Raw genomic sequence first — 26,263 nt, forward strand, 5'->3', positions numbered from 1 at the left:
GTTAATCTCCCTCCCTCTGCTGAGATTGCTCATGCTCTAATGCACGAATTTGATCTCGAACTTCCGCTGCCTTTTCGAACTCTTCTTGTTCAATCAGCTGCTTCAGCTCTTGCTGCATTAACTCAAGTTTCCGGCGAACATGCAGGCTGCCGGCAATTCGTTTTGGGACTTTTCCATTATGGACTGTATTTCCACTATGGACTTTCCTTAAAACAGGGTTCAGATACTGATCAAATGTACGATAGCATTCTGCACAGCCAAATCGGCCTGTTTTTCTGAACTGCTGAAAGGTTAAGCCACACTTAGGACATTGATCCACTTCTTTCGCTTCTTGAAAAATAGACGAGCCCTTGTTAGCACTTGTGGTGAAGCTAGGATCAATATTCAATAAGCCTGATAATAAGTTGTGAATCGAGAAACCTTGGTTTCCACTCATAGCATATGAATCACTGTTTTCTTTTGCACATTGTTCACATATGTGCATTTCTTGTTTTTCTCCATTTATAACTTTCGTAAAGTGAAAAGTGGCTGGTCTCTCATTACATTCTTGACAAATCAATCTTTTCACCCGCTTTACTTTAATTTCAGAGCATTTAACATCGCTTTCATCATCCGAGCACGCAGTTCATCACGTTCAGGTAAATCAATATGCAATACAGAACGGTCCATGACACTAATCATCATCTTAGCTTCTCTTTCAGATAAAATGTTATTTTCAACAAGACGCATGATGATATGATCAGATGCAGCCTGTGATAAACGATGATATATTTGGGAAATAATGTTGTTCAATAAGTCGACTTCATCATTCATTTTGACTTTAATGATGCGGATATAGCCACCGCCGCCACGCTTACTTTCAACGATATAGCCTCTCTCGCTCGTAAAGCGTGTATTGATAACATAGTTAATTTGTGAAGGTACGCATTGAAATTTATCTGCAATTTCATTGCGCTTAATTTCTAATATTTCTCGACCGTTCTGATCCAAGACTTCCTTCAAATACTGCTCGATGATATCAGAAATATTTTGTGCCACTCCGCCTCCTCCTCCATTGACTTTGACTATATTTGACTTTAATCTTACTATAAATTTTTTCGATCGATTTTTCAAGATAATCGCTCAACTAACAATATTATTTCCACATTTATATGGTATCAAACCTCTCAAAAACACAAAAAAGACCAGTTCCGACTGGAACTGATCCTTATAGAAGCTTGGCGGCGTCCTACTCTCACAGGGGGAAACCCCCAACTACCATCGGCGCTGAAGAGCTTAACTTCCGTGTTCGGTATGGGAACGGGTGTGACCTCTTCGCTATCGCCACCAAACCTGATGGAGAGAATGTTCTCTCAAAACTAGATAACAATGTTCATGCTTCACATTAGAATATAGGTTAAGTCCTCGATCTATTAGTATCTGTCAGCTCCACGTGTCACCACGCTTCCACCTCAGACCTATCAACCTGATCATCTTTCAGGGATCTTACTTCCTTGCGGAATGGGAAATCTCATCTTGAGGGGGGCTTCATGCTTAGATGCTTTCAGCACTTATCCCGTCCGCACATAGCTACCCAGCGATGCCCTTGGCAGAACAACTGGTACACCAGCGGTGCGTCCATCCCGGTCCTCTCGTACTAAGGACAGCTCCTCTCAAATTTCCTGCGCCCGCGACGGATAGGGACCGAACTGTCTCACGACGTTCTGAACCCAGCTCGCGTACCGCTTTAATGGGCGAACAGCCCAACCCTTGGGACCGACTACAGCCCCAGGATGCGATGAGCCGACATCGAGGTGCCAAACCTCCCCGTCGATGTGGACTCTTGGGGGAGATAAGCCTGTTATCCCCGGGGTAGCTTTTATCCGTTGAGCGATGGCCCTTCCATGCGGAACCACCGGATCACTAAGCCCGACTTTCGTCCCTGCTCGACTTGTAGGTCTCGCAGTCAAGCTCCCTTGTGCCTTTACACTCTGCGAATGATTTCCAACCATTCTGAGGGAACCTTTGGGCGCCTCCGTTACATTTTAGGAGGCGACCGCCCCAGTCAAACTGCCCACCTGACACTGTCTCCCTGCCCGATAAGGGCAGCGGGTTAGAAGGTCAATACAGCCAGGGTAGTATCCCACCGATGCCTCCACCGAAGCTAGCGCTCCGGTTTCCAAGGCTCCTACCTATCCTGTACAAGCTGTACCAACATTCAATATCAGGCTGCAGTAAAGCTCCACGGGGTCTTTCCGTCCTGTCGCGGGTAACCTGCATCTTCACAGGTACTATAATTTCACCGAGTCTCTCGTTGAGACAGTGCCCAGATCGTTGCGCCTTTCGTGCGGGTCGGAACTTACCCGACAAGGAATTTCGCTACCTTAGGACCGTTATAGTTACGGCCGCCGTTTACTGGGGCTTCAATTCGCACCTTCGCTTACGCTAAGCGCTCCTCTTAACCTTCCAGCACCGGGCAGGCGTCAGCCCCTATACTTCGCCTTACGGCTTCGCAGAGACCTGTGTTTTTGCTAAACAGTCGCCTGGGCCTATTCACTGCGGCTTCTCGGGGCTTTAACACCCTAAGAAGCACCCCTTCTCCCGAAGTTACGGGGTCATTTTGCCGAGTTCCTTAACGAGAGTTCTCTCGATCACCTTAGGATTCTCTCCTCGCCTACCTGTGTCGGTTTGCGGTACGGGCACCTCTCACCTCGCTAGAGGCTTTTCTTGGCAGTGTGGAATCAGGAACTTCGCTACTAAATTTCGCTCGCCATCACAGCTCAGCCTTTACGGGAAACGGATTTGCCTATTTCCCAGCCTAACTGCTTGGACGCGGATATCCAATACCGCGCTTACCCTATCCTCCTGCGTCCCCCCATTGCTCAAATGGTGAGGAGGTGGTACAGGAATATCAACCTGTTGTCCATCGCCTACGCCTTTCGGCCTCGGCTTAGGTCCCGACTAACCCTGAGCGGACGAGCCTTCCTCAGGAAACCTTAGGCATTCGGTGGACGGGATTCTCACCCGTCTTTCGCTACTCATACCGGCATTCTCACTTCTAAGCGCTCCACCAGTCCTTCCGGTCTGGCTTCACAGCCCTTAGAACGCTCTCCTACCACTGTTCGTAAGAACAGTCCGCAGCTTCGGTGATACGTTTAGCCCCGGTACATTTTCGGCGCAGAGTCACTCGACCAGTGAGCTATTACGCACTCTTTAAATGGTGGCTGCTTCTAAGCCAACATCCTGGTTGTCTAAGCAACTCCACATCCTTTTCCACTTAACGTATACTTTGGGACCTTAGCTGGCGGTCTGGGCTGTTTCCCTTTCGACTACGGATCTTATCACTCGCAGTCTGACTCCCAAGGATAAGTCATCGGCATTCGGAGTTTGACTGAATTCGGTAACCCGGTAGGGGCCCCTAGTCCAATCAGTGCTCTACCTCCGAGACTCTTACCTTGAGGCTAGCCCTAAAGCTATTTCGGAGAGAACCAGCTATCTCCAGGTTCGATTGGCATTTCACCCCTACCCACACCTCATCCCCGCACTTTTCAACGTGCGTGGGTTCGGGCCTCCATTCAGTGTTACCTGAACTTCACCCTGGACATGGGTAGATCACCTGGTTTCGGGTCTACGACCACGTACTCATGCGCCCTATTCAGACTCGCTTTCGCTGCGGCTCCGCATCTTCTGCTTAACCTTGCACGGGATCGTAACTCGCCGGTTCATTCTACAAAAGGCACGCCATCACCCGTTAACGGGCTCTGACTACTTGTAGGCACACGGTTTCAGGATCTATTTCACTCCCCTTCCGGGGTGCTTTTCACCTTTCCCTCACGGTACTGGTTCACTATCGGTCACTAGGGAGTATTTAGCCTTGGGAGATGGTCCTCCCGGATTCCGACGGAATTTCACGTGTTCCGCCGTACTCAGGATCCACTCTGGAGAGAACGACATTTCAGTTACAGGGCTGTTACCTTCTTTGGCGGGCCTTTCCAGACCTCTTCGCTTATATCATTCCTTTGTAACTCCGTATAGAGTGTCCTACAACCCCAAGAGGCAAGCCTCTTGGTTTGGGCTGTTCCCGTTTCGCTCGCCGCTACTCAGGGAATCGCATTTGCTTTCTCTTCCTCCGGGTACTTAGATGTTTCAGTTCCCCGGGTATGCCTTCTCATACTCTATGTATTCAAGTATGGATACTACTCCATTACGAGCAGTGGGTTTCCCCATTCGGAAATCTCCGGATCAAAGCTTGCTTACAGCTCCCCGAAGCATATCGGTGTTCGTCCCGTCCTTCATCGGCTCCTAGTGCCAAGGCATCCACCGTGCGCCCTTTCTAACTTAACCATTTCTTACTTTAGAAAGAATCACTATGTGTGATGAACTTTGCATTGCATTCAATGTGAATGTATTACTTATTGTTATCTAGTTTTCAAAGAACAATCCTGTCTCGCTAGAGACATGTTTTGAAGGAATGATCCTTCAAAACTAAACAAGACGAAAACGTACGCTGCTCCATATATCCTTAGAAAGGAGGTGATCCAGCCGCACCTTCCGATACGGCTACCTTGTTACGACTTCACCCCAATCATCTGCCCCACCTTCGGCGGCTGGCTCCATAAAGGTTACCTCACCGACTTCGGGTGTTGCAAACTCTCGTGGTGTGACGGGCGGTGTGTACAAGGCCCGGGAACGTATTCACCGCGGCATGCTGATCCGCGATTACTAGCGATTCCAGCTTCACGCAGTCGAGTTGCAGACTGCGATCCGAACTGAGAACAGATTTATGGGATTGGCTAAACCTTGCGGTCTTGCAGCCCTTTGTTCTGTCCATTGTAGCACGTGTGTAGCCCAGGTCATAAGGGGCATGATGATTTGACGTCATCCCCACCTTCCTCCGGTTTGTCACCGGCAGTCACCTTAGAGTGCCCAACTGAATGCTGGCAACTAAGATCAAGGGTTGCGCTCGTTGCGGGACTTAACCCAACATCTCACGACACGAGCTGACGACAACCATGCACCACCTGTCACTCTGTCCCCGAAGGGAAAGCCCTATCTCTAGGGTTGTCAGAGGATGTCAAGACCTGGTAAGGTTCTTCGCGTTGCTTCGAATTAAACCACATGCTCCACCGCTTGTGCGGGCCCCCGTCAATTCCTTTGAGTTTCAGTCTTGCGACCGTACTCCCCAGGCGGAGTGCTTAATGCGTTAGCTGCAGCACTAAGGGGCGGAAACCCCCTAACACTTAGCACTCATCGTTTACGGCGTGGACTACCAGGGTATCTAATCCTGTTCGCTCCCCACGCTTTCGCTCCTCAGCGTCAGTTACAGACCAGAGAGTCGCCTTCGCCACTGGTGTTCCTCCACATCTCTACGCATTTCACCGCTACACGTGGAATTCCACTCTCCTCTTCTGCACTCAAGTTTCCCAGTTTCCAATGACCCTCCCCGGTTGAGCCGGGGGCTTTCACATCAGACTTAAGAAACCGCCTGCGAGCCCTTTACGCCCAATAATTCCGGACAACGCTTGCCACCTACGTATTACCGCGGCTGCTGGCACGTAGTTAGCCGTGGCTTTCTGGTTAGGTACCGTCAAGGTGCGAGCAGTTACTCTCGCACTTGTTCTTCCCTAACAACAGAGCTTTACGATCCGAAAACCTTCATCACTCACGCGGCGTTGCTCCGTCAGACTTTCGTCCATTGCGGAAGATTCCCTACTGCTGCCTCCCGTAGGAGTCTGGGCCGTGTCTCAGTCCCAGTGTGGCCGATCACCCTCTCAGGTCGGCTACGCATCGTCGCCTTGGTGAGCCATTACCCCACCAACTAGCTAATGCGCCGCGGGTCCATCTGTAAGTGACAGCCGAAACCGTCTTTCATCCTTGAACCATGCGGTTCAAGGAACTATCCGGTATTAGCTCCGGTTTCCCGGAGTTATCCCAGTCTTACAGGCAGGTTACCCACGTGTTACTCACCCGTCCGCCGCTAACATCCGGGAGCAAGCTCCCTTCTGTCCGCTCGACTTGCATGTATTAGGCACGCCGCCAGCGTTCGTCCTGAGCCAGGATCAAACTCTCCGAAAAAGTACAAAACCGAAGTTTTGCTTTTCGCCAGTTTGACTGACTACCTATGAAGTTTCATAGGATTTTTTTATAAAAACTCGAATTAACAGGTACGTTTTGTCTTGTTTAGTTTTCAAAGATCATATTGGTGGAGCCTAGCGGGATCGAACCGCTGACCTCCTGCGTGCAAGGCAGGCGCTCTCCCAGCTGAGCTAAGGCCCCATAAAAGATGGTCGGGAAGACAGGATTCGAACCTGCGACCCCTTGGTCCCAAACCAAGTGCTCTACCAAGCTGAGCTACTTCCCGATCTTAATGGCGCGCCCGAGAGGAGTCGAACCCCTAACCTTTTGATCCGTAGTCAAACGCTCTATCCAATTGAGCTACGGGCGCTTATTTATAATGCCGAGGGCCGGACTTGAACCGGCACGGTAGTCACCTACCGCAGGATTTTAAGTCCTGTGTGTCTGCCAATTCCACCACCCCGGCGTGGATGGTATAAGCGGAAGACGGGATTCGAACCCGCGACCCCCACCTTGGCAAGGTGGTGTTCTACCACTGAACTACTTCCGCATTACAGGATTTCTTTATTTTATTTGGCAATGCGGGTGAAGGGACTTGAACCCCCACGTCATAAAGACACTAGATCCTAAGTCTAGCGCGTCTGCCAATTCCGCCACACCCGCATGAAACATGGTGAGCCATGAAGGACTCGAACCTTCGACCCTCTGATTAAAAGTCAGATGCTCTACCAACTGAGCTAATGGCTCGCTTTAAAAGCGACTTGTCTATCTTACCATATGAAAGTGGTGCCGGCAAGAGGACTTGAACCCCCAACCTACTGATTACAAGTCAGTTGCTCTACCAGTTGAGCTACACCGGCTTTATCTATCCTAACATTATGTAAGAATAAATATGGTGGAGGATGACGGGCTCGAACCGCCGACCCTCTGCTTGTAAGGCAGATGCTCTCCCAGCTGAGCTAATCCTCCATATTGTGTCGTTTCGAAGTGTCTCTCGATCTGACAAATAGTATTATATAACGATAAGATATTGTTTGTAAAGACTTTTTTAAAATAATTTTTGAATTTATTTTAAAGCTGTTTTTTCATCTTTTCGTTAAGGCACCTAAAGAAGTTTACCACTTGTCTCATCATTTTAAAAGCCTTTTTTTCATTTTTTTATGTTTTTTTGTTAAAAAGAGTACTAATAAGGCTTTATTCCTTTGAAAACAGCTATTTCGAAGCTTTCATACCCTTGATTTTATTTCATATATCTCTGGATAAAAACATTCAAAAAAGAAATTCTGTTATTATTTTATTTTTCTGAGAAATCTTTTTTGCATAAAAAAGTGTGAAAATACTGCTGGTCTTTACTATTTTTCAACAAAATTGTTTCACATTATTTTTCTACTGCTTCAAATATTCAACTGCTTTATCATCGATATAAAATTTTAACAGGAGAAATAAAATGAGTATTGTTGCTTTCATTTCTTCTATCTTTTTAAATTGGACATGCCACAATGACTGACCATCCCCTTCGGGATGAGGTCTTTCTATTTAGTGGCCCTATACATCGCCTTTCTGTATCTATTTAGCCGAAGGTGAGGTTTTCTATGCTTTTAGTGTAGACCCTTGATAATTTGAGCTGCTGGTTCATATGATGACCGACATGTTAAATTGAAAGAGCGTAAATTTTGATTCATTTAGCAATCAACGAGGGAACAACGTATTTTCACTTTAAGAACCTATTATATAGAAGCAAGTCATGCAAAACACAAAAAAGACCAGTTCCGACTGGAACTGATCTTTATAGAAGCTTGGCGGCGTCCTACTCTCACAGGGGGAAACCCCCAACTACCATCGGCGCTGAAGAGCTTAACTTCCGTGTTCGGTATGGGAACGGGTGTGACCTCTTCGCTATCGCCACCAAACCTGATGGAGAGAATGTTCTCTCAAAACTAGATAACAATGTTCATGCTTCACATTAGAATATAGGTTAAGTCCTCGATCTATTAGTATCTGTCAGCTCCACGTGTCACCACGCTTCCACCTCAGACCTATCAACCTGATCATCTTTCAGGGATCTTACTTCCTTGCGGAATGGGAAATCTCATCTTGAGGGGGGCTTCATGCTTAGATGCTTTCAGCACTTATCCCGTCCGCACATAGCTACCCAGCGATGCCCTTGGCAGAACAACTGGTACACCAGCGGTGCGTCCATCCCGGTCCTCTCGTACTAAGGACAGCTCCTCTCAAATTTCCTGCGCCCGCGACGGATAGGGACCGAACTGTCTCACGACGTTCTGAACCCAGCTCGCGTACCGCTTTAATGGGCGAACAGCCCAACCCTTGGGACCGACTACAGCCCCAGGATGCGATGAGCCGACATCGAGGTGCCAAACCTCCCCGTCGATGTGGACTCTTGGGGGAGATAAGCCTGTTATCCCCGGGGTAGCTTTTATCCGTTGAGCGATGGCCCTTCCATGCGGAACCACCGGATCACTAAGCCCGACTTTCGTCCCTGCTCGACTTGTAGGTCTCGCAGTCAAGCTCCCTTGTGCCTTTACACTCTGCGAATGATTTCCAACCATTCTGAGGGAACCTTTGGGCGCCTCCGTTACATTTTAGGAGGCGACCGCCCCAGTCAAACTGCCCACCTGACACTGTCTCCCTGCCCGATAAGGGCAGCGGGTTAGAAGGTCAATACAGCCAGGGTAGTATCCCACCGATGCCTCCACCGAAGCTAGCGCTCCGGTTTCCAAGGCTCCTACCTATCCTGTACAAGCTGTACCAACATTCAATATCAGGCTGCAGTAAAGCTCCACGGGGTCTTTCCGTCCTGTCGCGGGTAACCTGCATCTTCACAGGTACTATAATTTCACCGAGTCTCTCGTTGAGACAGTGCCCAGATCGTTGCGCCTTTCGTGCGGGTCGGAACTTACCCGACAAGGAATTTCGCTACCTTAGGACCGTTATAGTTACGGCCGCCGTTTACTGGGGCTTCAATTCGCACCTTCGCTTACGCTAAGCGCTCCTCTTAACCTTCCAGCACCGGGCAGGCGTCAGCCCCTATACTTCGCCTTACGGCTTCGCAGAGACCTGTGTTTTTGCTAAACAGTCGCCTGGGCCTATTCACTGCGGCTTCTCGGGGCTTTAACACCCTAAGAAGCACCCCTTCTCCCGAAGTTACGGGGTCATTTTGCCGAGTTCCTTAACGAGAGTTCTCTCGATCACCTTAGGATTCTCTCCTCGCCTACCTGTGTCGGTTTGCGGTACGGGCACCTCTCACCTCGCTAGAGGCTTTTCTTGGCAGTGTGGAATCAGGAACTTCGCTACTAAATTTCGCTCGCCATCACAGCTCAGCCTTTACGGGAAACGGATTTGCCTATTTCCCAGCCTAACTGCTTGGACGCGGATATCCAATACCGCGCTTACCCTATCCTCCTGCGTCCCCCCATTGCTCAAATGGTGAGGAGGTGGTACAGGAATATCAACCTGTTGTCCATCGCCTACGCCTTTCGGCCTCGGCTTAGGTCCCGACTAACCCTGAGCGGACGAGCCTTCCTCAGGAAACCTTAGGCATTCGGTGGACGGGATTCTCACCCGTCTTTCGCTACTCATACCGGCATTCTCACTTCTAAGCGCTCCACCAGTCCTTCCGGTCTGGCTTCACAGCCCTTAGAACGCTCTCCTACCACTGTTCGTAAGAACAGTCCGCAGCTTCGGTGATACGTTTAGCCCCGGTACATTTTCGGCGCAGAGTCACTCGACCAGTGAGCTATTACGCACTCTTTAAATGGTGGCTGCTTCTAAGCCAACATCCTGGTTGTCTAAGCAACTCCACATCCTTTTCCACTTAACGTATACTTTGGGACCTTAGCTGGCGGTCTGGGCTGTTTCCCTTTCGACTACGGATCTTATCACTCGCAGTCTGACTCCCAAGGATAAGTCATCGGCATTCGGAGTTTGACTGAATTCGGTAACCCGGTAGGGGCCCCTAGTCCAATCAGTGCTCTACCTCCGAGACTCTTACCTTGAGGCTAGCCCTAAAGCTATTTCGGAGAGAACCAGCTATCTCCAGGTTCGATTGGCATTTCACCCCTACCCACACCTCATCCCCGCACTTTTCAACGTGCGTGGGTTCGGGCCTCCATTCAGTGTTACCTGAACTTCACCCTGGACATGGGTAGATCACCTGGTTTCGGGTCTACGACCACGTACTCATGCGCCCTATTCAGACTCGCTTTCGCTGCGGCTCCGCATCTTCTGCTTAACCTTGCACGGGATCGTAACTCGCCGGTTCATTCTACAAAAGGCACGCCATCACCCGTTAACGGGCTCTGACTACTTGTAGGCACACGGTTTCAGGATCTATTTCACTCCCCTTCCGGGGTGCTTTTCACCTTTCCCTCACGGTACTGGTTCACTATCGGTCACTAGGGAGTATTTAGCCTTGGGAGATGGTCCTCCCGGATTCCGACGGAATTTCACGTGTTCCGCCGTACTCAGGATCCACTCTGGAGAGAACAACATTTCAGTTACAGGGCTGTTACCTTCTTTGGCGGGCCTTTCCAGACCTCTTCGCTTATATCGTTCCTTTGTAACTCCGTATAGAGTGTCCTACAACCCCAAGAGGCAAGCCTCTTGGTTTGGGCTGTTCCCGTTTCGCTCGCCGCTACTCAGGGAATCGCATTTGCTTTCTCTTCCTCCGGGTACTTAGATGTTTCAGTTCCCCGGGTATGCCTTCTCATACTCTATGTATTCAAGTATGGATACTACTCCATTACGAGCAGTGGGTTTCCCCATTCGGAAATCTCCGGATCAAAGCTTGCTTACAGCTCCCCGAAGCATATCGGTGTTCGTCCCGTCCTTCATCGGCTCCTAGTGCCAAGGCATCCACCGTGCGCCCTTTCTAACTTAACCATTTCTTACTTTAGAAAGAATCACTATGTGTGATGAACTTTGCATTGCATTCAATGTGAATGTATTACTTATTGTTATCTAGTTTTCAAAGAACAATCCTGTCTCGCTAGAGACATGTTTTGAAGGAATGATCCTTCAAAACTAAACAAGACGAAAACATACGCTGCTCCATATATCCTTAGAAAGGAGGTGATCCAGCCGCACCTTCCGATACGGCTACCTTGTTACGACTTCACCCCAATCATCTGCCCCACCTTCGGCGGCTGGCTCCATAAAGGTTACCTCACCGACTTCGGGTGTTGCAAACTCTCGTGGTGTGACGGGCGGTGTGTACAAGGCCCGGGAACGTATTCACCGCGGCATGCTGATCCGCGATTACTAGCGATTCCAGCTTCACGCAGTCGAGTTGCAGACTGCGATCCGAACTGAGAACAGATTTATGGGATTGGCTAAACCTTGCGGTCTTGCAGCCCTTTGTTCTGTCCATTGTAGCACGTGTGTAGCCCAGGTCATAAGGGGCATGATGATTTGACGTCATCCCCACCTTCCTCCGGTTTGTCACCGGCAGTCACCTTAGAGTGCCCAACTGAATGCTGGCAACTAAGATCAAGGGTTGCGCTCGTTGCGGGACTTAACCCAACATCTCACGACACGAGCTGACGACAACCATGCACCACCTGTCACTCTGTCCCCGAAGGGAAAGCCCTATCTCTAGGGTTGTCAGAGGATGTCAAGACCTGGTAAGGTTCTTCGCGTTGCTTCGAATTAAACCACATGCTCCACCGCTTGTGCGGGCCCCCGTCAATTCCTTTGAGTTTCAGTCTTGCGACCGTACTCCCCAGGCGGAGTGCTTAATGCGTTAGCTGCAGCACTAAGGGGCGGAAACCCCCTAACACTTAGCACTCATCGTTTACGGCGTGGACTACCAGGGTATCTAATCCTGTTCGCTCCCCACGCTTTCGCTCCTCAGCGTCAGTTACAGACCAGAGAGTCGCCTTCGCCACTGGTGTTCCTCCACATCTCTACGCATTTCACCGCTACACGTGGAATTCCACTCTCCTCTTCTGCACTCAAGTTTCCCAGTTTCCAATGACCCTCCCCGGTTGAGCCGGGGGCTTTCACATCAGACTTAAGAAACCGCCTGCGAGCCCTTTACGCCCAATAATTCCGGACAACGCTTGCCACCTACGTATTACCGCGGCTGCTGGCACGTAGTTAGCCGTGGCTTTCTGGTTAGGTACCGTCAAGGTGCGAGCAGTTACTCTCGCACTTGTTCTTCCCTAACAACAGAGCTTTACGATCCGAAAACCTTCATCACTCACGCGGCGTTGCTCCGTCAGACTTTCGTCCATTGCGGAAGATTCCCTACTGCTGCCTCCCGTAGGAGTCTGGGCCGTGTCTCAGTCCCAGTGTGGCCGATCACCCTCTCAGGTCGGCTACGCATCGTCGCCTTGGTGAGCCATTACCCCACCAACTAGCTAATGCGCCGCGGGTCCATCTGTAAGTGACAGCCGAAACCGTCTTTCATCCTTGAACCATGCGGTTCAAGGAACTATCCGGTATTAGCTCCGGTTTCCCGGAGTTATCCCAGTCTTACAGGCAGGTTACCCACGTGTTACTCACCCGTCCGCCGCTAACATCCGGGAGCAAGCTCCCTTCTGTCCGCTCGACTTGCATGTATTAGGCACGCCGCCAGCGTTCGTCCTGAGCCAGGATCAAACTCTCCGAAAAAGTACAAAACCGAAGTTTTGCTTTTCGCCAGTTTGACTGACTACCTATGAAGTATCATAGGATTTTTTTATAAAAACTCGAATTAACAGGTACGTTTTGTCTTGTTTAGTTTTCAAAGATCATGTTCGTTATCGCTCGTAAGCGACTTTAATATCTTACCATTTTGCATCGGTTAAAGTCAAGAACTTTTTTCAATTTCTTTTTTTAACCTCGTTGCTGTTTTGCGGCAACGAATAATAATATACCATCTGGAATCTTTCCTTGCAATAGTTTTTTTAAAAAAAGTTTCATTTTATGAAAAATAAAAAGCGCCATAGATAAAATGGCGCTTTGATTGATGTATTAGCGGTTTCTCATTTGCGGGAAAAGCAGTACATCTCTGATTGATGGAGAATTTGTTAAAAGCATGATTAATCGGTCGATCCCGATTCCTAAACCACCTGTTGGAGGCATGCCGTATTCTAATGCTTCAACAAAATCGTCATCCATTAGATGTGCTTCGTCATTTCCTTCTTCACGTTCTTTTAATTGAGCTTCAAAGCGTTCTCTTTGATCAATTGGATCGTTTAGCTCTGTGAATGCATTTGCATGCTCACGGCGCACGATAAACAACTCAAAGCGATCTGTGAAGCGAGGATCTTCAGGATTTTTCTTAGCTAATGGAGAAATCTCCACTGGATGTCCGTAAATGAATGTAGGCTGAACCAATGTTTCTTCTACTTTTTGCTCGAAGAACTCATTGATAATATGACCTACTGTCATATTTTTCGTGAATTCAACACCATGATCAGCAGCATGTTGTTTTGCTTCTTCTATAGACATCTCCTGCCAGAAGTCTACACCTGTTGCTTCTTTGACCGCTTCAACCATATGCAGTCTCTTCCATTCAGGTTTGAGATCAATTTCATCTTCTCCATATTGAATGATTGTTGTTCCCAGCACCTCTTGGGCAATATGGGCAATCAAGTTTTCAGTCAGATTCATGATGTCTTTGTAGTCTGCGTATGCTTCATACAGCTCGATCATAGTGAATTCTGGGTTATGACGAGTCGATACACCTTCATTACGGAATACGCGGCCAATCTCGTATACTTTCTCTAGACCACCGACAATTAGGCGTTTTAAGTGCAGCTCGATCGCAATACGCATATAAAGCGGCATATCAAGTGCATTGTGATGAGTAATGAAAGGACGCGCTGATGCACCACCAGGAATGCTGTGCATTGTTGGTGTTTCAACTTCTAAGTATCCTTTAGAATCCAAGTATCTTCTCATGGATTGAATGATTTTGCTTCGCATAATGAATGTCTGCTTACTTTCTGGATTTACAATGAGGTCAAGGTAGCGCTGACGATAGCGTTGTTCAACATCTTTTAATCCATGATATTTATCAGGAAGCGGGCGAAGTGCTTTTGTCAGAACCTCAAAGCTAGTCGCTTTAATAGAAAGTTCTCCTACATTTGTTTTAAAAACAGTTCCTGTTACACCGATGATATCGCCTAGGTCTGAGCTTTTAAATAATTCGTAGGCTTCTTCCCCTACACTATCTTTACGAACATAGATTTGAATTTGTCCTTCTAAGTCTTGAATATGCGCAAAGCCAGCTTTACCTTTTCCGCGCTTTGTCATCATACGTCCAGCGATTGTTACTTGAGCCGCTTTTCCTTCTAAGTCTTCTTTAGAAAACTCGTCATATTCAGCGATAATTTGCGCAGATTGATGAGAACGGTCATATCGTTCACCGAATGGATCGATACCCTCTTCTCTCATTTTATTCATTTTGTCACGTCTGACCTGGAATTGGTCATTTAATTCTTCGTTATTAAGCCCTTCATTACTCATTTATATCACTCCAATAATGTATTTTGCAGAGAAAAGCAGAAAAACTGCCAGTACATGCACTAGCAGTGAGCTACAAAAAGAAAGATAATCTTATCCTACTTTTATACTTTGAAGCTCTTTTGCCTCGGCTTCGATCGTAAAGTCATCAAGAACTTGTACAAGCTCCGCTCTCGTTTCACTTTGATTGATTTGATTTCTTACGTCCGCATTGCCTCGGACACCTTTTAAGTACCATGCTGCGTGCTTTCTCATTTCTCTAACAGCCACATGCTCGCCTTTTAGATCGATGAGTCTGTCTAAGTGAAGCTTGCACACTGACATTTTCTCACGCACGTTTGGCTCTTCTTTCAGTTCACCCGTTTCTAAATAATGAACCGTTCGATAAATCATCCACGGGTTTCCTAGTGCAGCTCTTCCGATCATGACAGCGTCCACGCCTGTTTCATCAAGCATACGTTTTGCATCTTGAGGGGTTTTGACATCGCCATTGCCGATGACAGGAATTGAAACAGATTGTTTCACCTCTTTAATAATATCCCAATTCGCTGTTCCTTCGTACATTTGCACGCGTGTCCGTCCGTGAAGCGCAACCGCTTGTCCACCTGCTCGTTCAACAGCACGGGCATTGTCGATAGCAAATATATGGTCTTCGTCCCAGCCCATTCTCATTTTCACAGTAACTGGTTTGTCTACAGCTTCTACGACAGCAGAGACCATTTCATAAATCTTGTTTGGATCAAGGAGCCATTTCGCTCCTGCATCACATTTCGTAATCTTTGGTACAGGACAGCCCATGTTAATATCAATAATATCAGCTGTGGTATTCTGGTCTACGAACTTTGCCGCTTCGACGAGTGTGTCTTTTTCCCCTCCAAATATCTGAAGGCTCAAAGGCTTTTCCCGTTCATCAATGTATAGCATACCCATTGTTCTCGCGTTGTTGATCAGGATCGCTTTGTCACTGACCATTTCAGCGCAGACTAAGCCCGCTCCAAACTCTTTCACCGTCAGTCTGAAGGCAGAGTTGCACACACCCGCCATTGGTGCGAGCACTACTTTGTTTTTAATCTCGATATCTCCGATTTTAAACATTTTTCCCCCTCCTTTCTTCCTCAAGAATTGGCGAAAGTTCTTCCACCGTTATATTTAAAGCATCTGCTATTTGACCAACCAATTGGTTTTTTGGTAATCGATTGCCTCGCTCAATTTCTCCTAAGACAGAGACAGAGATGCCCAGTCTTTTCGCGAACCCTTCCTGAGTATACCCTTTTAGCTTTCGGTATGCACGAATTCTTCTACCCCACATGTCTTTTTCCATATGCTTACACCTTCTTGGTCTGTTACGGCATTTATTTGTACTTCGCCGATTTCTGGGCAAATCTCACTCATCGGGACAAGAACGAATAAACGTTCGTACATTCTAGGATGCGGTACTACAAGTTGTTCTGTTTCAATATTTTCACGATTATAAAGTAAAATGTCAAGGTCAGCCGTTCGTGGTCCCCATCTCACTTCTCTTGTTCTGCCTAACTCCTGCTCGATTTTCTGAGTAAGAGATAGTAGTTCCTCCGGACGAAGTGAAGTGGTAATTTTCACGGCCATGTTTAAAAAGTCATCTTGGTTTTCATATCCTACAGGTGCTGTTTCATATATCGATGAGATTAATTCCACTTGAACCTCTGGATGTTCATGCAGTTTTTTGACGGCTTCTTTTAAATAGGTTTCTTTTTTACCTATGTTTGAGCCTAATGCGATGTATGCTGTATTGTTCATGTGCGCGATCTCGTCATTTCAATTGCAACGGACTGATAGTGTCCTGGAATTGGCGGATCTGGTTTGATCACCTTCACTGTACATTCCTGAACTGTCGGAAAGTCCTTTAACACTTGGTTTGCAATTCTTTCTGTCAGTGTTTCAACGAGATTGACCGGCTTACCTTCTACAATGCTTTTGCAGATTTGGTAAAGCTCTGCATAGTTAATGGTCTCATTGAGGTCATCAGTTTGTCCGGCTTTACTTAAATCAAGTGAAGCTGTTAAGTCCACGCGGAATCGCTGTCCTAATTTATTTTCTTCTGCAAATACACCATGGTACCCGTAAAATTCCATTCCATTTACATATACTTTATCGATGATAAGCGCCTCCCTTATTCAGCATGGCATCCATCATTTTTGCCATTCTTGTTATTTCTTTTACATCATGTACACGGACCATCGCACTGCCCTTTTGAATCCCAAGGCAAACTGTCGCACCTGTTCCTTCAGTACGTTCTTCAGGGGGCAGGTCTAAGACAGCACCAATGAATCGTTTTCGTGATGTAGCTAGCAGCAGTGGATACCCAAGGTGACAAAAATGTTCAAGTTCATTCATGACCTTCAGGTTGTCCTCTTTATTTTTCGCAAATCCTACCCCTGGGTCTAATATGATCATGTCATCACGGACACCCGCTTGCTGGGCAATTTGGACACTTTCTTTCAAATCGGCGATCATATCTGAAATCAGATGTGTGTAGTTTCGTTCTGGCCGATTGTGCATTAAAATGATTGGGACATCGTGCTTCGCTGCCACATGTGCCATTTGGGGATCTGCCTTCGCTCCCCATACATCATTAATGATGGAGGCTCCAGCTTTCACCGCTTCATCTGCGACACGGGCTTTATACGTATCAATAGAGATAGGTACATCTAATTCTTTTGTGATCTTCTCAATGACAGGAATGACCCTCGAAAGCTCCTCTTCTTCCGAGACAAGTGCCGCTCCCGGGCGAGTCGATTCTCCGCCAATATCAATAATATGCGCCCCGTCTTCTATCAGCTGCGCTGCATGAGCCAGCGCTTTATCTACTTGATTAAACTTTCCTCCATCTGAAAAAGAGTCAGGAGTGACATTTAAAATGCCCATGACCAATGTCTTTTCTTCATAACTAAGGGTGTGATGCTTGGCCTGTATGATTTTAGGCTGTTTTATCAATTGTTGTGTCATTGTGTCCACCTACTCTTTATGGTCTTGACGTTCTTTTGTGTATTGCATTCTTAACTTTGTTGAGATGGTCCGGCTGTTTTTGGGCAAGTGGATGTCTCCTATACTCCCGAAAGGTACAACTCCCTGAACAGAATTAGTCATCCATACCTCATCAGCTGAGAGCAAATGTGAGACTGGGTATCGTCCTTCCTTTAGCGAGACCCCCATCGCGTGGAGCGTTTCCATACAGTATCGACGAGTGACCCCATTTAAAATGCCTGTATCAAGTGACGGTGTATAGACCACATCATCTTTCCGCCAAAAAACATTCGAGGTAATACCTTCTGCCACATCATCTTCTTTCGTTAAAAAGATGCCTTCTAACGCCGGGTCGTTCCCCACTTCTCTTTTCGCGAGCAGGTTGTTCATATAGTGATGAGACTTGAGGCGCCTTGGCCCTTCTGGTGTATTTCTTCTTGTTTGAAGAATGACTCCCTTTTTCTCATCCAAAATAGATTCTGGACGGAATGGAGAGATCATGACAAAAACGACAGGCTCTTCATAAGGATCTGCAGAAAACCCATTGCCTCTGCCCGCAGAAACATTCAAGCGAATTCTCGCATGGCCGCCGGCTATTTGGTTTTTATTCAGTAAAGTATGAATGATGTCGAGTACAAATGGTTTCTCTATTGTGGATTCGATGCAAAGGTCACGTAATGATTGATTGAGCCTTTCAAGATGCCAATCTAACAGGAAGACTTGTCCTGCCAGGCTGGTAAATGTTTCGAATACACCGATGCCATATAGAAAACCATGATCAAAAGGAGAAAGAGTCGCGTCTTTCTCCTCTATATACTGACCGTTCAGATAAATGATCATGCGTTTACTTCATGCCCCTTTTTTCGATAGGTTTCAATGAAATTTTTCAGCATTTCTTTTCCGAAGGATGTCATAATCGATTCAGGATGGAATTGCACACTTTCAATCGGCAGTTCTTTATGGCGAATCGCCATGAGCTCGCCTTCTTTTGTGCTGGCTGTTGCGTCAAAGCACTCTGGCAATGTCTCGTTTTTGACAATTAACGAATGATATCTCGTTGCAACGAGCGGATTTTGAAGTCCTGTGAAGACACCTTTTCCGTCATGTTTAATCTCTGACGTTTTACCGTGCATTAAGCGCTCTGCTCGAACGACATCCCCGCCAAAGACTTGTGCGATGGATTGGTGACCTAGACACACACCGAAGATCGGAATACTTCCTGCAAAGTGCTTGATGGCTTCCATACTAATCCCCGCTTCATCAGGACTGCATGGCCCTGGAGAAATCATGAGGAAATCCGGCTTGAGCTCTTCAATTTCTTGAATGGTTACTTGATCATTCCGTTTTACGATCAATTCTTCTCCAAGCTCACCTAAATACTGGACCAGGTTGTACGTAAATGAATCATAATTATCAATCATTAAAATCATACTCTGCTCACCTCTAACTCAAAATAGTCTCTTCTTTGCTCAGCTGTAATGCTCTTTTCACTGCATAGGCTTTTTTAATTGATTCTTTGTATTCGTGTTTTGGGACAGAATCTATGACGATCCCCGCCCCTGACTGCATAAAGGCCTTTCCTTCTGTACAATACGCAGTACGAATGACGATATTAAAGTGCATATCGTGATTGAATCCAAACCAGCCTATAGATCCAGTATAAAGCCCACGTCTTGTTGGCTCAAGTTCTTCTATGATTTCCATCGTCCTCACTTTTGGAGCACCTGTAATCGTTCCACCTGGGAATACAGCTCTCATGACATCTACCGCATCACATTCATCACGCAGCTCCCCTTGTACATTGGATACAATATGCATCACGTGTGAATATTTCTCAATCGCCATAAATTCGTTCACTTTTACGGATCCATAAGTGGATACGCGTCCAAGGTCATTCCGCTCAAGGTCAACAAGCATCACATGCTCTGCGCGTTCTTTTTCATTTTCAATGAGCTCTTTTGCCAGAGCTTGATCCTCAGCGTCGTCTTTGCCTCGTGATCTTGTTCCGGCAATTGGTCTTGTTTCTAGCTGAGTTCCTTTTTTCTTAATAAGCAACTCTGGAGATCCACAAACAATCTGGAAGTCAGGCGTATGCAAGTAAGACATGTAAGGAGATGGATTTACCTGACGTAACGTTTTGTATAAATCATACGGATGAGTGTGAAGCTGTTCATCTTGTCTGATGGATAAGTTCACTTGGAACACATCACCGTTTGCGATATACTGCTTAATTTTCTCTACTGCTTCCCCAAAGGTTTCTTCAGTGAATGGTGCTGCTGGTACAAATTCTGTGGAAGGTTCACTGACAGGTGATTGTGCTGATTCTTCTGAAGAGCTTGTCCATTTTTGCTTCCATTCTTCAAGCCTTTGGTTCGCTTCACTCCCTGATTCCGCTTCCTCTATGTGCGTAATCAGCCACAGCGCGTGCTCTTTATGATCAAAAACTGCAACATCGTTAAATACGAGGAAATAAAGGTCTGGTATTTGAAGATCATCAATTGACAGCATCTTAAAATGTTCGATGTATCTAGCATAATCGTAGCTTAAAAACCCAATGGCTCCGCCTTGAAAGTCGGGATATTCGTCGTTCGTTTCAGTTCGAAGGGTTTGAAACCAATCCGTAAAGGCTCTGAATGGATCACCTTCTTTGAACAGCACCTGATCTTGATAATGGATAGTCGTCATTCCATCTTTCCCCTTCGCTTTTGCGATCGGGTGAATACCAGCGATGCTATAAGAACCGCCGCGCGCACTTTCAAGAAGCACATGATGTGTTTCACGAGCAGTTAATTGTTCGTATCTTTTCAAAAATGCATCTTTCGTAAAAGGAATTTTGATGCCCATCGGCCTGCGTTGTGTCATGTTATCATCCTTTTTCATTTTCATTAACCTTATTGTAATGCAATCCATTTTATTTAGAAAATAGTATTTGCTTTCCATCTTCAGAATTCATAAAAAAACCCCAGCAAATGCTGGGGTGATTGGTTTAATCGAATTGATAAAGAGGTGTACTGAGGTAACGCTCACCATTACTTGGGATGATGGCCAGAACCTTTTTCCCTTTACCAAGCTTCTTCGCTGTTTGAAGCGCTGCGTAAATAGCTGCTCCAGAAGAAATACCACCAAGGATTCCTTCTTCTTTCGCTGCTTTTCTTGCAAGCTCAAATGCATCTTCGTTTTTCACTTGGATGATGCCGTCATATATTTCTGTATTCAAGATTGAAGGAACAAAACCCGCTCCAATCCCTTGAATTTTATGCGGACCCGGCTTCCCGCCTGACAATACAGGGGAATCTGTCGGCTCTACTGCATAAAGCTGAATGGATGGGATGGCTTCTTTTAGGACTTCACCAGCACCTGTAATCGTACCGCCCGTACCAACACCTGCAATAAATGCATCAAGCTCGCCGTCAAACTGTTCAAGGATTTCTTTCCCAGTTGTACGACGGTGAATCTCTGCATTGGCTTCGTTGCTAAATTGCTGAGGCATGAAGTAACCATGCTCTTCTGCTAATTCTTCCGCTTTTTTGATGGCACCTTTCATTCCTTCTGCACCTGGTGTTAAGACAAGTTCCGCACCATAAGCGCGTAAAAGGTTGCGGCGCTCCTGACTCATTGTGTCCGGCATAACCAAAATCGCATTGATTCCTTTAGCAGCCGCTACCATTGCAAGGCCGATTCCTGTATTTCCGCTTGTTGGTTCAATAAGCGTATCGCCGGCTTTTAATGTACCTTTTGCTTCAGCATCTTCGATCATCGCTAAAGCAATACGATCTTTGACACTGCTGCCCGGGTTCATATATTCAAGTTTCAAGTAGACATCCGCACTGTCTTCATCTACTAAACGGTTTAATTTAACGACTGGTGTATTTCCTATTAGTTCAAAAACTGAATTTGCAATACGAGCCATCACTAACACCTCTATCTCCGAGTAATTTTATTGTATTAATATTAAATTATCAATTTCAAAAAATTTTGTCAATGCTTTTAGTCCTGCTCTCCATCGTAAAACCATGTGACTTTTGCTTCTTTCCACAGGGTTTTAACATTCGCCTTTTCACCTAGATCTTCCATGGCGATCTGCCTTTTAATCTGGTCTTTGACTTCGTCATAGGAGAAAGAGCGGCCATTTAATTTTTCTTTTAACTGAATAATGGCATACCCGTTTTTGGTCTGAATCGGCTCTTTCGTCCATTCATCTGGCTGAAGCTTTTGAGCTTCTTGTATGTATAGGGCTGGGATACTTTCCTGCTCTTCTGTCACAAATCCAAGATCTCCGCCGTATGGTGAGGTGTAACGGTCGATTGAACGTTCAGCTGCCACAGCTTCGAAGCTAGATCCACCTTTTAAATCTTTTAATACATTTTCAGCCTCGCTCTTTGTCTTCACGACGATATGGCGAATGCGGTATGAATCATCATATTGATATAAGTCCTTGTTTTTTTCATAAAACGATTTCGCTTCTTTTTCAGAAACGACGGCATCTCTTGTTAAAAGCTGCTCTAATAAAATTTGATAACGAATCTGTTCTTTCCATTCCTTCTCACTTGTATGTCCATCTTCATAGAAATTATTAGACACCGCTTTGAGCATGAGCAATTCACGATTGATCTCTTTTGAAGACACTTCCAGCTTGTTTTGCTTGGCAAGCTGATTGACCACCTTCTGATTGATCATTTGCTCAAGAGTCGCCTTTCCGTAGCGGTCTTCCATTTTCTTTAGCCATTCTTGACGCGTCACCTTCTCTTTTCCAATCGACGCAATTTCTTCACCACTCTTCCCGTTAGAAGAAGCCTGTGACATTTGTGACTTTGTTAATACATATGCAATGACAACGGCATTAATCATGAGCAACACGAGAATAAATGTCCATACCACTCTTGCTTTTAATCTCATCTTTCGTCTCCTTTCCATTCTAAAAAGAAAACCCGCTGCTTAGAGCTTAGCGGGTTAATTCTTCACGCAGCTCCTCTAGCTCTTCTTTTGTAAATACATACGTTTCGTTACAAAAATGGCATTGAGCTTCTGCTTGTCCGTCTTGTTCAATCATATCGTCAATTTCGGTTTTTCCTAGGCTGATAATGCCATTTGCAAACCGTTCTTTTGAGCAGTTACAAGCAAATTCGACAGGTACAGTTTCTAAAATTTGAGGCTTTTCACCAAGTACTTCTTCTAATATTTGTTCTGGTGTCATCCCTTTTTCAATGAGTTTAGAGATTGGTTCAATGGTTGACAGGCGCTTTTCTAGTCTTTCAATGACAGCATCTTCTGTACCAGGCAGCAATTGAATGATGAAACCGCCTGCTGCGAGAATCGAATTATCTGGATTGACAAGGACGCCTACGCCTACAGAAGAAGGCACTTGCTCAGAAGAAACAAGATAGTAAGTAAAGTCATCTCCAATTTCACCTGAGACAATTTCTGTTTGTCCTGTAAAGTGATCCTTCAGCCCGATATCTTTGACAACACTTAACGTTCCAGATGTTCCGACTGCACGTCTAACATCCAGCTTGCCATGTTCATTTAAGTCAAAGTGAACTTGTGGGTTTGAGACATATCCTCGTACCTGGCCTTTTGCATTTCCATCAGCAATAATGGCGCCGATTGGTCCACCGCCTTCTATTTTGACAGTTAGCTTATTCTCACCTTTCAGCATAGCACCCATCATGACTGTTGCTGTCATCGTTCTGCCGATGGCTGCTGATGCAGTCGGCCACGTATGATGTCTTCTTTGTGCTTCGTTGATTGTATCTGTTGTGTTTGCAGCATATGCGCGGACTTTTCCGTCATATGCTAACGCTTTAACTAAGTAATCCATTTGATTTAAACCTCCTATATTACACCGACACGATTACGTTCATAAATGAGCTGCAGTCCTTTTAATGTAAGGAACGGATCGACAATATCAATACAGTCTGATTCATTTCCAATCAATGTAGACAAACCGCCTGTTGCAATGACTTTCGGTGTTTGTTTGGCTTGCTGCTTCATCCGTTTCACTATTCCCTCGACTTGGCCAACATATCCATAAAGGATGCCGGATTGCATCGCACTGATGGTGTTTTTTCCAACAATGTGATCTGGACGGACAATCTCAATTCTCGGCAGCTTCGCCGCTCTTGTATATAAAGCCTCAGTTGAGATGGTAATACCCGGCGCAATCGCTCCACCCATGTATTGTTTTTGTTCATTGATATAACAGTAGGTTGTTGCTGTTCCAAAGTCTACCACAATAAGAGGTGCCCCATATAGGTGAATGGCTGCTACTGCATTGACAATTCGATCGGCCCCGACTTCCTTTGGATTGTCACACATAATGTTTAATCCAGTCTTCATTCCAGGCCCTACAATTTGGGGTGTTATGTGAAAATACTTTTCGCACATTCTTTCAAGGGCGAACATCATTGGCGGGACCACAGACGAGATGATAATCCCTTCTATTTGATCAAACATCAGCCCCACATAATCGAATAAAGCCCTGATGGACATACCAAATTCATCTTCTGTTTTATGACGGCTTGTTTCAATTCGCCAATGGTAGTTTAGATCGCCATTATGATAAACACCTAAAACGGTATTTGTGTTTCCTACATCTATCACGAGTAACAACTTCATCACCACTTTGAATAGTTTCTCAAAAAGAGCATTTTTCGACTTTCTATCATACCATACACGAATTGAGTTCCATTTGTAAACAATTCGAAACCGATCCATTCATGAATCGAAATAAAAAAAGCTGCCGGTGATCCCGACAGCTTTCACAGAAGGAGATTAGATCTCCTCATCTTCTTTTTTCTTGATGTTTACTTTCACATCATCGTTTTTCTCTTCGTCATCTGCGTATACACGCTCTGGAAGCTTTCCAGTTTCGTAAAGAGATTTAATTTGTTCAGCATCTAATGTTTCAACTTCTAGAAGGGCTTGTGCGATGATTTCTAGCTTATCTTTATTCTCAGTGAGAATTTGTTTCGCACGTTCGTAGCTCTCCTTAATGAAACGCTGAACTTCTTGGTCAATTTCGTAAGCGATCGCTTCACTATAATTCGGTTCATTATTGAAATCACGTCCAAGGAAGACTTGACCTCCTTGTGATTGACCGAATTGAAGCGGACCAAGTTTATCAGACATACCAAACTCTGTGACCATTCTTCTTGCAATGCCTGTTGCACGCTGGAAGTCGTTGTGAGCGCCTGTACTTACTTCACCAAACGTAATTTCCTCTGCAACACGACCGCCGAGCAAGCCGACAATCTTATCAAGAAGCTCTGGCTTCGTTTGGAAATAACGGTCTTCTCTTGGAAGCATGACCGCATATCCGCCTGCCTGACCACGAGGAACGATCGTTACTTTATGCACCATGTCCGCTTCGTCTAGGATAAGACCAATGACGGTATGACCTGCTTCATGGTAAGCCACGATATTACGTTCTTTCTTCGAAATGACACGGCTTTTCTTCGCCGGCCCAGCGATGACACGGTCAGTCGCTTCGTCAATATCACGCATATCGATTTTCTTTTTGTTATGACGGGCAGCAACAAGTGCTGCTTCGTTTAGTAAATTCTCAAGATCTGCTCCAGAGAACCCTGGTGTTCTGCTTGCAATGGCTTTTAAGTTAACTGACTCGTCAAGTGGTTTGTTTTTCGCATGAACTTTCAGTACTTCTTCACGGCCAATAACATCTGGGCGGTCAACCGTAATTTGACGGTCAAAACGTCCCGGACGCAGCAATGCAGGGTCTAGAATATCTGCACGGTTTGTCGCAGCAATGATAATAATACCTTCGTTGGCACTAAAACCATCCATTTCAACAAGAAGCTGGTTAAGCGTTTGTTCACGCTCGTCATGACCACCGCCAAGACCGGCTCCACGCTGACGACCCACTGCATCAATCTCATCAATAAAGATTAAGCAAGGTGCATTCTTTTTCGCATTTTCGAATAAATCACGTACACGTGATGCACCGACACCGACGAACATCTCGACGAAGTCAGAACCACTGATACTGAAGAAAGGAACGCCTGCTTCTCCTGCAGATGCTCTCGCAAGCAATGTTTTACCTGTACCTGGAGGTCCTACTAGTAAAACCCCTTTAGGGATTCTTGCGCCAAGCTCCGCAAATTTACGTGGGTCCTTCAGGAATTCAACCACTTCTACAAGCTCTTGCTTTTCTTCATCTGCACCGGCAACATCTTTAAATTTCACACGTTTCTTCTCTTCTGTGTAAAGCTTCGCCTTACTCTTACCGAAGTTCATGACTCGGCTTCCGCCGCCCTGAGCTTGGTTCAATAAGAAGAAGAACAGGATAAAGATGATGATAAACGGAATGATGGTTGTCAGAACTTGCAGCCATCCATTTGTTTCAGGTGCTGGTTCTACTTTTACATCTGTATTCTTCAGTGCACTGTAAATTTGGTCAACACCTTGACCATCTGGAACATGGGTAATGAAGTATTGATCTTTCTTCGCGCCATCTAATTGACCACGAATTTCATAAACCCCTCTTACAGGCTGAATGGAGATACTCTCCACTTTTCCCGCACTTAGATTTTGCGAAAATTTGCTGTAAGACATGTTCTCAGGCTTTTGATTTGGGGATCCTAACCAACTGACGACCCCTATCACAAGTAATAAAATAAGTATATAAAAAATCGTATTACGAAAAACCCGATTCATTCCTTACCTCCTCCCACAGTAAGCACAACTATGTTCAATAGTATCATAGAAAATCATTCCA

16 protein-coding genes, 9 tRNA genes and 6 rRNA genes are annotated in these 26,263 nt (G+C 45.9%); all 31 read right to left on the reverse strand.

From position 1 onward, the window contains the following. Position 1 precedes the first annotated feature (1 nt). The 31 genes from M1D84_RS18505 to ftsH all read right to left on the reverse strand — a co-directional run bounded on the left by M1D84_RS18505 (position 2) and on the right by ftsH (position 26,202). The gene (locus M1D84_RS18505; RefSeq protein ID WP_024425862.1) at positions 2-559 is read right to left on the reverse strand and encodes a UvrB/UvrC motif-containing protein; all 558 of its coding nucleotides are present in this window, start codon (positions 557-559) and stop codon (positions 2-4) included. Between the two features lie 14 nt (positions 560-573). After that, positions 574-1,038, reverse strand: coding sequence for a CtsR family transcriptional regulator (locus tag M1D84_RS18510; RefSeq protein WP_003217184.1), 465 nt, complete (start codon positions 1,036-1,038; stop codon positions 574-576). Between the two features lie 177 nt (positions 1,039-1,215). Further along, a 5S ribosomal RNA gene (rrf, locus tag M1D84_RS18515) occupies positions 1,216-1,331 on the reverse strand. A gap of 61 nt (positions 1,332-1,392) precedes the next feature. Further along, positions 1,393-4,323, reverse strand: a 23S ribosomal RNA gene (locus M1D84_RS18520). A 182-nt stretch (positions 4,324-4,505) separates the two neighbouring features. Further along, positions 4,506-6,054: ribosomal RNA gene (locus M1D84_RS18525) — 16S ribosomal RNA — on the reverse strand. A 125-nt stretch (positions 6,055-6,179) separates the two neighbouring features. Beyond that, positions 6,180-6,255 (reverse strand) — tRNA-Ala (locus tag M1D84_RS18530). Between the two features lie 8 nt (positions 6,256-6,263). Then, positions 6,264-6,340 (reverse strand) — tRNA-Pro (locus M1D84_RS18535). 7 nt (positions 6,341-6,347) lie between these two features. Then, positions 6,348-6,424 (reverse strand) — tRNA-Arg (locus tag M1D84_RS18540). 10 nt (positions 6,425-6,434) lie between these two features. After that, positions 6,435-6,520 (reverse strand) — tRNA-Leu (locus tag M1D84_RS18545). Between the two features lie 12 nt (positions 6,521-6,532). Continuing rightward, a tRNA-Gly gene (locus M1D84_RS18550) sits at positions 6,533-6,604 on the reverse strand. A 30-nt stretch (positions 6,605-6,634) separates the two neighbouring features. Then, positions 6,635-6,717 (reverse strand) — tRNA-Leu (locus M1D84_RS18555). A gap of 8 nt (positions 6,718-6,725) precedes the next feature. After that, positions 6,726-6,801, reverse strand: a tRNA-Lys gene (locus M1D84_RS18560). Positions 6,802-6,838: 37 nt separating this feature from the next. Then, a tRNA-Thr gene (locus tag M1D84_RS18565) sits at positions 6,839-6,914 on the reverse strand. Positions 6,915-6,947: 33 nt separating this feature from the next. Then, positions 6,948-7,023 (reverse strand) — tRNA-Val (locus M1D84_RS18570). An 825-nt stretch (positions 7,024-7,848) separates the two neighbouring features. Continuing rightward, positions 7,849-7,964: ribosomal RNA gene (rrf, locus tag M1D84_RS18575) — 5S ribosomal RNA — on the reverse strand. A gap of 61 nt (positions 7,965-8,025) precedes the next feature. Next, a 23S ribosomal RNA gene (locus M1D84_RS18580) occupies positions 8,026-10,956 on the reverse strand. Positions 10,957-11,138: 182 nt separating this feature from the next. Continuing rightward, positions 11,139-12,687, reverse strand: a 16S ribosomal RNA gene (locus M1D84_RS18585). The 16S, 23S and 5S rRNA genes sit together here with 9 tRNA genes alongside, the layout of an rRNA operon. Before the next feature lie 342 nt (positions 12,688-13,029). Next, complete coding sequence (lysS, locus tag M1D84_RS18590) at positions 13,030-14,529, reverse strand: lysine--tRNA ligase (RefSeq protein WP_213405167.1); 1,500 nt, start codon at positions 14,527-14,529, stop codon at positions 13,030-13,032. 90 nt (positions 14,530-14,619) lie between these two features. Further along, the gene (gene dusB, locus M1D84_RS18595) at positions 14,620-15,621 is read right to left on the reverse strand and encodes a tRNA dihydrouridine synthase DusB (RefSeq protein WP_024425662.1); all 1,002 of its coding nucleotides are present in this window, start codon (positions 15,619-15,621) and stop codon (positions 14,620-14,622) included. Next, a complete protein-coding gene (locus tag M1D84_RS18600) occupies positions 15,614-15,847 on the reverse strand; it encodes a helix-turn-helix domain-containing protein (RefSeq protein WP_133744982.1) in 234 nt (77 codons plus the stop codon). Before M1D84_RS18600 ends, dusB begins: the two co-directional genes overlap by 8 nt. Then, positions 15,799-16,302, reverse strand: a complete 504-nt coding sequence (gene folK / locus M1D84_RS18605) for a 2-amino-4-hydroxy-6-hydroxymethyldihydropteridine diphosphokinase (RefSeq protein ID WP_024425660.1) — start codon at positions 16,300-16,302, stop codon at positions 15,799-15,801. The genes M1D84_RS18600 and folK overlap by 49 nt, the downstream gene beginning before the upstream one ends. Then, positions 16,299-16,661, reverse strand: a complete 363-nt coding sequence (gene folB / locus M1D84_RS18610; RefSeq protein WP_080780838.1) for a dihydroneopterin aldolase — start codon at positions 16,659-16,661, stop codon at positions 16,299-16,301. Before folB ends, folK begins: the two co-directional genes overlap by 4 nt. Next, on the reverse strand, positions 16,654-17,511 hold the full coding sequence (folP, locus tag M1D84_RS18615; protein WP_206534149.1) for a dihydropteroate synthase: 858 nt from the start codon (positions 17,509-17,511) through the stop codon (positions 16,654-16,656). The genes folB and folP overlap by 8 nt, the downstream gene beginning before the upstream one ends. Positions 17,512-17,520: 9 nt before the next feature. Next, positions 17,521-18,369: an aminodeoxychorismate lyase gene (gene pabC / locus M1D84_RS18620; protein WP_073203477.1), complete on the reverse strand. Its 849-nt coding sequence runs from the start codon at positions 18,367-18,369 to the stop codon at positions 17,521-17,523. Next, on the reverse strand, positions 18,366-18,959 hold the full coding sequence (gene pabA, locus M1D84_RS18625; protein ID WP_024425656.1) for an aminodeoxychorismate/anthranilate synthase component II: 594 nt from the start codon (positions 18,957-18,959) through the stop codon (positions 18,366-18,368). Before pabA ends, pabC begins: the two co-directional genes overlap by 4 nt. 13 nt (positions 18,960-18,972) lie before the next feature. Then, positions 18,973-20,391 carry an anthranilate synthase component I family protein gene (locus M1D84_RS18630; RefSeq protein WP_332285658.1) on the reverse strand — a complete coding sequence of 473 codons (1,419 nt, stop codon included), beginning with the start codon at positions 20,389-20,391 and terminating at the stop codon, positions 18,973-18,975. Positions 20,392-20,515: 124 nt separating this feature from the next. Beyond that, positions 20,516-21,439, reverse strand: a complete 924-nt coding sequence (gene cysK / locus M1D84_RS18635) for a cysteine synthase A (protein WP_024425655.1) — start codon at positions 21,437-21,439, stop codon at positions 20,516-20,518. Between the two features lie 77 nt (positions 21,440-21,516). Beyond that, positions 21,517-22,425, reverse strand: a complete 909-nt coding sequence (locus M1D84_RS18640; RefSeq protein ID WP_024425654.1) for a peptidyl-prolyl cis-trans isomerase — start codon at positions 22,423-22,425, stop codon at positions 21,517-21,519. 46 nt (positions 22,426-22,471) lie between these two features. After that, positions 22,472-23,347: an Hsp33 family molecular chaperone HslO gene (hslO, locus tag M1D84_RS18645; protein ID WP_044334307.1), complete on the reverse strand. Its 876-nt coding sequence runs from the start codon at positions 23,345-23,347 to the stop codon at positions 22,472-22,474. Positions 23,348-23,361: 14 nt separating this feature from the next. Next, on the reverse strand, positions 23,362-24,138 hold the full coding sequence (locus tag M1D84_RS18650) for a type III pantothenate kinase (protein WP_197172555.1): 777 nt from the start codon (positions 24,136-24,138) through the stop codon (positions 23,362-23,364). 162 nt (positions 24,139-24,300) lie between these two features. Beyond that, entirely contained in the window at positions 24,301-26,202 is a 1,902-nt protein-coding gene (ftsH, locus tag M1D84_RS18655) for an ATP-dependent zinc metalloprotease FtsH (protein WP_024427186.1), read from the reverse strand. Between the last annotated feature and the right edge of the window lie 61 nt (positions 26,203-26,263).

The organism is Bacillus sp. PK5-006, assembly GCF_054161415.1.

Excerpts from the sequence above, each read along its gene's own strand:
- lysS (WP_213405167.1), bottom strand. The coding sequence starts at position 14,529 with ATGAGTAATGAAGGGCTTAATAACGAAGAATTAAATGACCAATTCCAG.
- dusB (WP_024425662.1), bottom strand. The coding sequence starts at position 15,621 with ATGTTTAAAATCGGAGATATCGAGATTAAAAACAAAGTAGTGCTCGCA.
- M1D84_RS18600 (WP_133744982.1), bottom strand. The coding sequence starts at position 15,847 with ATGGAAAAAGACATGTGGGGTAGAAGAATTCGTGCATACCGAAAGCTA.
- folK (WP_024425660.1), bottom strand. The coding sequence starts at position 16,302 with ATGAACAATACAGCATACATCGCATTAGGCTCAAACATAGGTAAAAAA.
- folP (WP_206534149.1), bottom strand. The coding sequence starts at position 17,511 with ATGACACAACAATTGATAAAACAGCCTAAAATCATACAGGCCAAGCAT.
- pabC (WP_073203477.1), bottom strand. The coding sequence starts at position 18,369 with ATGATCATTTATCTGAACGGTCAGTATATAGAGGAGAAAGACGCGACT.
- pabA (WP_024425656.1), bottom strand. The coding sequence starts at position 18,959 with ATGATTTTAATGATTGATAATTATGATTCATTTACGTACAACCTGGTC.
- M1D84_RS18630 (WP_332285658.1), bottom strand. The coding sequence starts at position 20,391 with ATGACACAACGCAGGCCGATGGGCATCAAAATTCCTTTTACGAAAGAT.
- cysK (WP_024425655.1), bottom strand. The coding sequence starts at position 21,439 with ATGGCTCGTATTGCAAATTCAGTTTTTGAACTAATAGGAAATACACCA.
- M1D84_RS18640 (WP_024425654.1), bottom strand. The coding sequence starts at position 22,425 with ATGAGATTAAAAGCAAGAGTGGTATGGACATTTATTCTCGTGTTGCTC.
- hslO (WP_044334307.1), bottom strand. The coding sequence starts at position 23,347 with ATGGATTACTTAGTTAAAGCGTTAGCATATGACGGAAAAGTCCGCGCA.
- ftsH (WP_024427186.1), bottom strand. The coding sequence starts at position 26,202 with ATGAATCGGGTTTTTCGTAATACGATTTTTTATATACTTATTTTATTA.